The 8,019-nt window shown below is 57.3% G+C and carries 16 protein-coding genes; 12 read left to right on the top strand and 4 right to left on the bottom strand.

Going from position 1 to position 8,019, the window contains the following annotated elements; all coding sequences use genetic code 11:
- Positions 1 to 155: 155 nt before the first annotated feature.
- From FEV16_RS16665 to FEV16_RS16635, 7 genes are read left to right on the top strand one after another with little or no spacing between them, the layout of a single operon-like run.
- On the top strand, positions 156 to 476 hold the full coding sequence (locus FEV16_RS16665) for a nitrogen fixation protein NifZ (RefSeq protein ID WP_138168728.1): 321 nt from the start codon (positions 156 to 158) through the stop codon (positions 474 to 476).
- Complete coding sequence (locus tag FEV16_RS16660; protein ID WP_138168727.1) at positions 473 to 712, top strand: nitrogen fixation protein NifZ; 240 nt, start codon at positions 473 to 475, stop codon at positions 710 to 712. The genes FEV16_RS16665 and FEV16_RS16660 overlap by 4 nt, the downstream gene beginning before the upstream one ends.
- A gap of 6 nt (positions 713 to 718) precedes the next feature.
- Positions 719 to 1,087, top strand: a complete 369-nt coding sequence (locus tag FEV16_RS16655; RefSeq protein ID WP_246657395.1) for a DUF3024 domain-containing protein — start codon at positions 719 to 721, stop codon at positions 1,085 to 1,087.
- A 22-nt stretch (positions 1,088 to 1,109) separates the two neighbouring features.
- Positions 1,110 to 1,370: a hypothetical protein gene (locus FEV16_RS16650; protein ID WP_138168726.1), complete on the top strand. Its 261-nt coding sequence runs from the start codon at positions 1,110 to 1,112 to the stop codon at positions 1,368 to 1,370.
- Positions 1,371 to 1,381: 11 nt separating this feature from the next.
- On the top strand, positions 1,382 to 2,569 hold the full coding sequence (locus tag FEV16_RS16645; protein WP_138168729.1) for a DegT/DnrJ/EryC1/StrS family aminotransferase: 1,188 nt from the start codon (positions 1,382 to 1,384) through the stop codon (positions 2,567 to 2,569).
- 31 nt (positions 2,570 to 2,600) lie between these two features.
- Positions 2,601 to 2,912 carry a ferredoxin gene (locus FEV16_RS16640; RefSeq protein WP_138168725.1) on the top strand — a complete coding sequence of 104 codons (312 nt, stop codon included), beginning with the start codon at positions 2,601 to 2,603 and terminating at the stop codon, positions 2,910 to 2,912.
- A gap of 11 nt (positions 2,913 to 2,923) precedes the next feature.
- Positions 2,924 to 3,151, top strand: a complete 228-nt coding sequence (locus FEV16_RS16635) for a hypothetical protein (protein WP_138168724.1) — start codon at positions 2,924 to 2,926, stop codon at positions 3,149 to 3,151.
- Between the two features lie 58 nt (positions 3,152 to 3,209).
- On the opposite strand, the gene FEV16_RS16630 is transcribed toward FEV16_RS16635, so the two are convergent.
- Positions 3,210 to 3,494: an aldehyde dehydrogenase gene (locus FEV16_RS16630; RefSeq protein WP_138168723.1), complete on the bottom strand. Its 285-nt coding sequence runs from the start codon at positions 3,492 to 3,494 to the stop codon at positions 3,210 to 3,212.
- 202 nt (positions 3,495 to 3,696) lie between these two features.
- Here FEV16_RS16630 and FEV16_RS16625 point away from each other — a divergent pair, with 202 nt between their 5' ends.
- Positions 3,697 to 4,143: a Rieske (2Fe-2S) protein gene (locus tag FEV16_RS16625; RefSeq protein WP_138168722.1), complete on the top strand. Its 447-nt coding sequence runs from the start codon at positions 3,697 to 3,699 to the stop codon at positions 4,141 to 4,143.
- 78 nt (positions 4,144 to 4,221) lie between these two features.
- Entirely contained in the window at positions 4,222 to 4,371 is a 150-nt protein-coding gene (locus FEV16_RS17040; protein ID WP_171015279.1) for a hypothetical protein, read from the top strand.
- 100 nt (positions 4,372 to 4,471) lie between these two features.
- Here the strand turns inward: FEV16_RS17040 and FEV16_RS16620 are convergent, their stop codons facing one another.
- Together FEV16_RS16620 and FEV16_RS16615 are read right to left on the bottom strand one after the other, a co-directional pair.
- Positions 4,472 to 4,735: a hypothetical protein gene (locus FEV16_RS16620; protein WP_138168721.1), complete on the bottom strand. Its 264-nt coding sequence runs from the start codon at positions 4,733 to 4,735 to the stop codon at positions 4,472 to 4,474.
- 33 nt (positions 4,736 to 4,768) lie between these two features.
- Complete coding sequence (locus FEV16_RS16615; protein WP_138168720.1) at positions 4,769 to 5,011, bottom strand: hypothetical protein; 243 nt, start codon at positions 5,009 to 5,011, stop codon at positions 4,769 to 4,771.
- 158 nt (positions 5,012 to 5,169) lie between these two features.
- Between FEV16_RS16615 and FEV16_RS16610 the strand changes: the two genes are divergently transcribed.
- Positions 5,170 to 5,655, top strand: a complete 486-nt coding sequence (locus FEV16_RS16610) for a hypothetical protein (protein ID WP_138168719.1) — start codon at positions 5,170 to 5,172, stop codon at positions 5,653 to 5,655.
- Positions 5,656 to 5,779: 124 nt separating this feature from the next.
- Here the strand turns inward: FEV16_RS16610 and FEV16_RS16605 are convergent, their stop codons facing one another.
- Positions 5,780 to 6,103, bottom strand: coding sequence for a hypothetical protein (locus FEV16_RS16605; RefSeq protein WP_138168718.1), 324 nt, complete (start codon positions 6,101 to 6,103; stop codon positions 5,780 to 5,782).
- Positions 6,104 to 6,249: 146 nt separating this feature from the next.
- Between FEV16_RS16605 and FEV16_RS16600 the strand changes: the two genes are divergently transcribed.
- On the top strand, positions 6,250 to 6,672 hold the full coding sequence (locus FEV16_RS16600) for a Rieske (2Fe-2S) protein (protein WP_138168717.1): 423 nt from the start codon (positions 6,250 to 6,252) through the stop codon (positions 6,670 to 6,672).
- A 63-nt stretch (positions 6,673 to 6,735) separates the two neighbouring features.
- Entirely contained in the window at positions 6,736 to 7,488 is a 753-nt protein-coding gene (locus tag FEV16_RS16595; protein ID WP_138168716.1) for a hypothetical protein, read from the top strand.
- Positions 7,489 to 8,019: the final 531 nt, after the last annotated feature.

Raw genomic sequence — 8,019 nt, 5'->3', positions numbered from 1 at the left:
TCGAGAAGTCGGCGATCGCCTGGTTCAAGGCCTATCTCGACAAGGTCAACGCCGGCGAAATCGAACACGTCCAGCGCGGCGACGCCGAAATCCGACAAGGCGCTCTCATCAACGCCGCGTAGCCAGCGACGGATATCGCGAAGGAGAAGCAAGCGATGAGCAATATCGTACGCGACAGTGAAGTGTGCGAATTGACCGAACCGGCTTACTTCTCCTTCGGCGACAAAGTGAAGGCAAAGCGGACGATCCGCAACGATGGCACTTATGCCGGCAAGGAGATCGGCGACATTCTCGCGAAGAAGGGCGAGATTGGCTATGTCGTCAGCATCGGAACCTTTCTCCAGCAGTTCTACATCTACGGCGTCGAGTTCGCCGAAAGCGGCAACCGCGTCGGCATGAAACGTAAGGAGCTTGAGCCGGCAGTTGCGCGCGACGAGGAGGATGAACTGCCGCTTCCTGGAGCCGCAGCGAGATGATTGACCCGAGACTTCCCAAATATCAGTGGGGTCAGCGCGTAAAGACGCTGAACGACCTTATTAACGACGGCGGCTTTCCGGACAGGGAGCCGGAGGCGCTGCTGGTGCCAAGCGGCGGGCTGGGCGAGATCGTCCAAGTTGGCAGTCACACGGACTCCAATACGCCGATCTATCTTGTCGAGTTCGGGGATGGATTGGTGGTCGGTTGCCTTGAAGAAGAGATCGAGCCCTTGTGATTAGTGATGAACGCGATGCGACTGGCGTTGGCGATGCAAACGGATTGTTCGAGTCCGTCGCAGCCCAATGAGTTTGACTTCAAGCGGATCGAACGCGCGCTCACCAAGCGGCGCCGCTACCGATACGTCACGCCGATCCTGTTGAAGACAGCAAATGGTTACAGAATTCAGAGCCCTTGCTGTTCGAGGAACATCGATCCCGATGGCGGCGTCGTCGATGTCGCGTTGCTTCTCTTTGACGAGCGCTCACGAAATTGGCGCCTTCTTCGCAAGGATCATTCGGTCGGCGTCTGGGAGTTTGATCGCGATTTTGAGCGACTGAGCGAATTGCTCGACTATCTCAACGAAGACGTCGAACGCCGCTTTTGGCAGTAGCTTAGCGCGGAAGAGGATGAGCATGGGTGTGAGCACAGAAGAGCTGGCGCAGATCGGGGCGATCCTTATGCATGGCGGCGCGCCCGACCTCGCGGAGTTGCGCAAAAAATTTCCGCATCTCTCTTTTACGAAATGCGACGCTTCGGATGTGATCGAGACGCCCCATTCGAGCTATGCCGCTTGTGACCTGCACCTTTTAAATGGAAAGGATCATTGCGTTCAGGTCACGAGCGAGCCGGCGGAGGCGACGGGGATCATTCTTGCCTACCGGAGGATTGCGTAGTGACGTCGGCGATGGAATATGAAGCGGAAGAGGGCGGCGACGGCGCGGCGGACTCTGTTCAGTTCCTTCCGCTCTCGGATCCCGATGTGACGCTTGAAGACATCGCCGCCGTCGAGACGGTGCTGCGATCGAGTCGTTTTTCCAGCGGTCCGGTCGTCGAAGCGTTTGAGGCCGCGTTTGCCGCTTATCTTGGAAGAAAATTCGCGGTCGCGACATCCAGCGGAACGATGGGGCTGCTGCTTGCGCTTCTCGCGCATGGCGTAGAGCCGGGCGACGAAGTTATTGCTACGCCGTATTCCTTCAGGGAAACGGTTCACGCCATCGCTCTCAGCGGCGCGCGTCCCGTTTTCGTCGATATCGACTATTGGTCCGGAACAATCGCGCCGGCGAAGGTCGAGGCGGCGCTGACCGAGAAGACCCGCGCGATCGTCGGGAGCAACACCAACGGACATCCGGCGCCGTGGGACGAGTTACGCGAAATCGTGAAGAAGAAGCGCATCGCCTTGTTGGAGGATTCCACTGAGGCGATCGGCTCGAAATACAAGGGCCGTCTTGTTGGCGCCCTTGGCGACACCTCGGTATTCGATTTCTCTCAGCCGGGGCCTCTCGTCTGCGGCGAAGGCGGCATGGTCGTTACGGACGACATCGACGTCGCCGTCGCATTGAAACGCTTTCGCGCGCACAAGTTCGCTGAACGTTCTTCAGTCGTCGTCGGTTCCTGCGCGCCATATCAAGCCGAAATGAGCGACATCACAGCCGCGCTCGGCCTGGCCCAGCTCAATCGCATTGAAGAGATTCTGGAAAAGCGCAAGCTCATCGAACACTTTTACTTCAAACACATCAAGTCGTTTGAGGGAATCAAGGACCCATACATCGCCCCTGATGTGACTGAAGTTCATTGGTTCCTCTATGTCGTGCATCTCGGCACGCGGTTCAGCCGGTCGTCGAGAGACTCGATCGTCGAGGATCTCGGCGTGGAAAATATCGAAGCGGCGGCATATAGCGCGCCGCTGCACACGCAGCGGCGATATCTCGATTGCGGCTATCGTCGCGGAGATTTTCTCGTCACCGAGAAAATCAGCGATCGATGCGTCGCACTGCCGTTCCATGCGCATCTTACTGAAAGCCACATCGCCTTCATCGTTGAGACGATGAAGGACGCTTCCGTCAACGTAGGCGCCGGGGCGGCGATTTATTGATCTGAACTAACAGGGAGTAAGGAAAACTACCATGGCAACTATCACGATCATGCCGTCGGGCAAGACAGTCGAGGCCAGCGAGGGTACGACGCTGCTAACCGCGATCCGGTCAGCGGATGAAAAGCTTTTGCCGGATTTCGACGCAGCCAAGAGCGACCTGAGCGCATGGCATGTCTTCGTGCACGAAGGGCGCAAAGGGCTCTCCAAAACATCCCGCGAAGAGAACGAGAAGCTCGACGCGATCGTCGGCGTCGGTTCCAAGTCCCGCCTTGCATGCTTCGCCACTGTCCTTGGCACGGAGAACATCAAGGTGGAGCTGCTTGGCTTCGGCTCTGGCATGTAAATACGGAGAATATGATGACTGATATCGCGATAATCCATGTCCGTTTCGCGTCCGACGGCACGGTCGCCGAAATCAGCGAGCGACCGAGCCCGCTGTCGCCTCAGCAGTGGTTTAAGGAATTGAGCGACGCGGCTCCAACTCTCTATCAGGCGTTGGCTGGAGGCCGCGGCATCTTTCGTCTTTCTCGGCAGCAGCTCGAATCTGCTCGTGAAAAGGCGCTGGCCGGCGCCGCAGCCTGACGGCGGGAGGCTATGATCGATAGCTTAAAACCCGCCGGCGCATGAGCCGGCGGGCGATTCACTCAATAAATTTCTGCTTGAACAGGGCAAGCTTTTCCGGACTGTCTAGTCCTTTGTCGATTGGCCATTTGTTTTCATAAAAGAAAGCGTTCACAGCGCGCGTGACGTCCTTTCCTTGAATGAGCCAGCGCGCCGTTCCGTCAGGGAGAACGACGGCTGGCCCATCCTGACGGTGAGCAACCCCCGCTTCGGTCCAAATCTTGGTGCCCGAAAACAGGTAACAGCCGGCCAGACGAGACAATTCATCCTTGTTTGCCTCTTCCACGACCGTCATAATGCTCATCATCATTTTCCTTTTTGTGCATGCGCGAAGCCGCTTCAACGCAACCTTTTCTCGCGCCGCGCCCTCACCGGCAAGATTCCTGCATCAACCTAACAGAAACGGCTGTTAAGGCGATGGGCGATTGTCTCTGTAGAGCAGAGGATTAGCTCTTGGGCGGGGCATGACAGGCGCCCGCCGTCAGGATCAATGGGAGCTCGGGAGGATGAGTGGCGAAGTTCAACTTTTCGTCATCTGCGCGACAAAGGAAATCCAGCCAGGCGAAGCGAAAGCGTTCAGCCTATCGCGCGTCACCGTGGACGGAAAAACTCAGCCCTATTCAATTTTTGTCGTTCGCGCCGCAGGCGATCAATTTTTCGGCTATTTGAACACCTGCCCGCACCAGGGAACATGGCTGAATATTGGTGACGGCAGGTTTTTCAGCGACGACCATACGCATTTGCGCTGTGGCCGGCACAAGGCGGAATTCGATATTGAGTCGGGCGTCTGCGTTAAAGGATCATGCAAGGATAAGGCTCTGGAGCCCATTCCAATCGTCGTCATGGATGGCGACATCTGTCTCTGTGGCGTGGAACTCAGCGAGGAGGAACCGCAGCTATACGACGATGAGGAATTCGAAGACACGATGGAGATTATGATTCACCCCGGATGATCTGTCTCACGTAGACGCGGGCGACGCGAATAGCCTTAGGACAGGCGGGGAGTGAACTCAGTGACTGTCGGAGAACTGTTGAATAGGTTGGCCGAATTGCCTCAAGAAGCCGTGGTGCTCATGGAGAGTGACGGCGGCCTCTCACGCGTGAGCGCCGTCGAATTTCTGGATGGGCAGGGTCCCGGCGCCCCTCCCGAAGTCATCCTTGCGCCCAGTATGGAGGAGTGAACGCCGAGTCTGCGTTCTGGGCGCTGGCTTCGGTTGGCTGGCGCACAAGACATAAGTTGAGATTCTCGTCATCCGCGCGTTCGCCCGCAAAAAGAAAGCTTCATACTAGCTGGGCGGCTTCTTCCGGGAGCGGAACTCCAAAGAAGTTCTCGTCATCTCCGCCCCAGGCCTTATGTAGCGCCAGGGCTTCCCTCCAATAAGAAACCTCGATGTCGCTTGCCGGCCGGTGCGTGATTTTCCCCTCCGGCGCTTGCGCCAGCAGGAAGCCTTTGCCGTTTCGCAAAAAGCGATTGAGATCCTTGTTGTCGGTCGGACGTACGACGCAGCGCGGGCGCTCGTTAATGAGAATGGTCGTGGGCAGCATGGCGAAGGATTCTCCCTTCTCTCCTGAACACTCTCAAAATCCGTCCGCCTTGCTACCCCAAGGGTGTGACCCCGGAACGAGAGGCGCCTTGATGCCCGCTTTGGCGACGTCGTCCTGAGCTTTGTAATAGGTGGCTTCATGCACCAGTGCGCCGCTCTTCGTCATAATCGCGACATAGCGGGCGACCTTATCGACTTCGCACAGATAGCCGCCGCCAGGATCGTCTGTGCTGCGTAGATTTCCGTCCCAGTCCACAAAATAACCGTCATCAGTCATCGTTGGTCCTCAGTTCATCTGAAGGGCAGATGTCGCAAATCCCTTGCCATAATTCGGGTCGTCTCCTGCTCTTGCGCGCCGCGGTCGCGCAAGCGGGAATGCAAATTGCTTCGCGTCATTGTCGCCTTGCGCGAGCATATCGATGAGGGAGCTAGAACGTGTCTGAACTGGCCTGCAGGGAGGCGTCGCTCAGCGACATGAAGGGAATATGGGACTTGCTTCGAGGCGTCGCGGCCGACGTCCCAGTTTCGATCGATAGCGACGCCGATCAGGAGCGTGCGCTCTCTCGGCTGATGGAATGCTGTTCAAGCAATTGTTCTACGGTCGTCTTGAACGAGGAAAAGGAGATCGTCGGCGCCCTGTTGGCCGAGCGCGATCTTCTGGACTTGGCGCTTTCTAACAAAGAGACAATCAACGTCCGCCTCGCGGCAGTGGCGTCGTCGCATCGTGACGACAGCGTGTTTAAGATGTTGTTCGATCCGCTGATCTCGCGCGCCGCCCCCATATACATTAGCCTATCGACCGGCGAGGGACAGGGGCTTTCAAAGGTCCTGGACGCCTCCGGATTCTCGATGCTTCCGGGCGGCGCGAAGGCTGAAGTTTTTAAATGGGAGCCGCCGGTTAAAGCAAAAGAGACCGCCTGAATTCGAGACTATCGATCTAGGAATGCTGGGGGCGCTTCACTGCGGCGGCGGGCGACCAAGGCGCGATCAACAGCTTTCATTTCGCCAAATCGCAGAGCTGCGAGCCTTCCCAATTCAAGCCTTGCTACAAGGCGTCGTCGAGTTCTCCGAATTTGGCGAAGCCCGCTTCCAGGATTGCGAGACATTCTCTTAGGCGACGATATTCTGCCGCGTCGACGAGCACGTTGCGCGTCTCCGAAGCGCCCTGCGGAGACGTGGCTTTGGCTGCTGAAAGCGCATCGTAAAGCACTTCCCGCAGCCGAAAAATGCGCTCACTCGCCCGTTCAAGATAGGGCAAGGGATTAGAGCGAATATTCGCCTCGTGCAGCGCGTCGAGCTCGAGCAGACGCGCAAAGCGCCGCTCGGTCAAACGATCTGCGAGTCCGAAGTCGTGCTCGATGACGGTCATGGCTCTTCCCCTTCGGTCGAAACGGGATCCAGAAATAACCTTTTTGCAAAAAGCGTGAAAGACGCGATCTGCTTGGCGGCTGGCTCGCCGCTTGCACGGATTATGCGCCGGACGACGGCGCGTAACGCCAGCAAGGAAACCGGAACATGGGCGAACTCTATGTAATTTGCCAAAACGGAGAGATCGATGACGGCCAAGCTTCCGGCTTTTCTCTCATGCGGATTGAATCGACCGGAGAGCCGAAGCCTTGGCATATTCTGATCACGCGGAAGGGCAACCAGTTCTTCGGTTTTGAGAACGCATGTCCGCATATGGGCGAGCGCCTGGATGCGAACCCCGGAGAATTTTTGGACGAGGAGGGCAATTTCCTTACCTGCGGCCATCACGGCGCACAATTCGATCTTGACACTGGCGAATGTTTCATCGGCCCTTGCCAAGGTAAGAAGCTCACGCCAATCACCATCGTTGTGGACGACGGAGATGTTTGTTTGACTGGCGTCGAACTTGCCGAGGAGGATGAATTTGACGACTCAGAGGGAGCTCCAGAGGTGATGATCACTTCGGATTGATCAGCGCAGCAAGAAGTGAAATCCGCCGCCGACTTGCCGCATCAATCGAAATCAGGTGCCGTGATGACCGATATGGCCGAGTTGCAGGCCCGCAAGAAGCCGTTAAATCTCGCAATTGTCCGCGTGGATGCTGACGAATTCATCGCACACTTTACCGGATGGTTGGAGATCACGGCGTTCCTGACGGCGGTGCGCGCCGGCGACGCTTCCCCTCCGCCTGACGGCGTAACGCCGAAACTCAAAGCCGCCCAACTTAACAGCGACATCGTGATAGGCGTCGGCAACGACGCCATCTTCGCCTTCTGTATGACCGCGGCGTTGAAAGGAGACGGCGCTTCGGTCGACAAGGTCGAGAACGCGCTAACGTCGACCTATGGGAAGGAGTTTCCTGGCTCCAACGCGCTCTGGTATTTTCGCGCAACAATCGATGCGCCGGTGAGTCTTGAGGATTTCGTCGGACAGGCGGGGAAGAAAATGTTGCTACAGGATATCCCGCCGCCGCCTCTACGCGCGCGCGAAAATTGGAACGCCGGGCTGCGCTTTTTCGAAAAAGCCCGAAAGTCAAATTTCGTGCATGAGATCATGTATCCTCTCGCGAAATGGCATCGCGAGCGCTGGAACGAGACGCTGGAGAAGGGCGTCTCTTTTCTCGCGCATATCGAAGACAATTTACCGATCCTGCGTGAGGCGCTCGAAGATCCGCGCAATGACGAAGCCTTCGTCGCCAATTTGCTGCTAAAGGCCGCGCCTGCCATCGACACTGAACTCGCGGACGACATGCAGGGCTATTTGCGTTCGCTCGCGCGAAGGGTCTAGCGCGATCGGCGCATGTCTCGTTTGGGCTGAGGCCGGACAAACGGGGCCTTTCGTTTGCGGATTTGCGATGCGCGACGCGCTTCATATTGGATCCTCTTCTAGCGCGTTTGGAGAGGACAGGGCGGCGCTGCACTGGATTTAATGGCTGCACGCAGGGCGAGTCGGGAGTATTTCTGACAATTGTCGCGAGGCGCCCCGCCTTTGTCAGAAAGCTAGCGCTAATCTGGCTTGCCGCCCAATAAGGCGTTGGGGATGAGGAGAAAAATGGGTGAATGGAGGAAGCGGCGTAAGGAGTAGCGGAAGCGAGCCGGCGCCGTTCTTGCACAACATTTCTTGAGGATGTCCGCGATTTTCCACCGGGGCTATTGCCGGGCGAAAGGCTCGGCGAGCGAGCGGACCCGGTGTCATGAGGAGAATAGGAATGGCGGCTCTTAAGGAGACCGTTGCGGCTGTCGAGTCGATTGATGTTGACGCCTATAAATACGGGTTCTCGACGGATATCGAATCGGAAAAGGCCCCGAAGGGCCTGAA

Origin of the sequence: Methylocystis sp. B8 (assembly GCF_005771425.1) — a bacterium.
Classification (GTDB): Bacteria; Pseudomonadota; Alphaproteobacteria; order Rhizobiales; family Beijerinckiaceae; genus Methylocystis.
The sequence above is the reverse complement of the archived record's forward strand: the minus strand, read 5'-3'. Positions and strand labels throughout refer to the sequence as shown.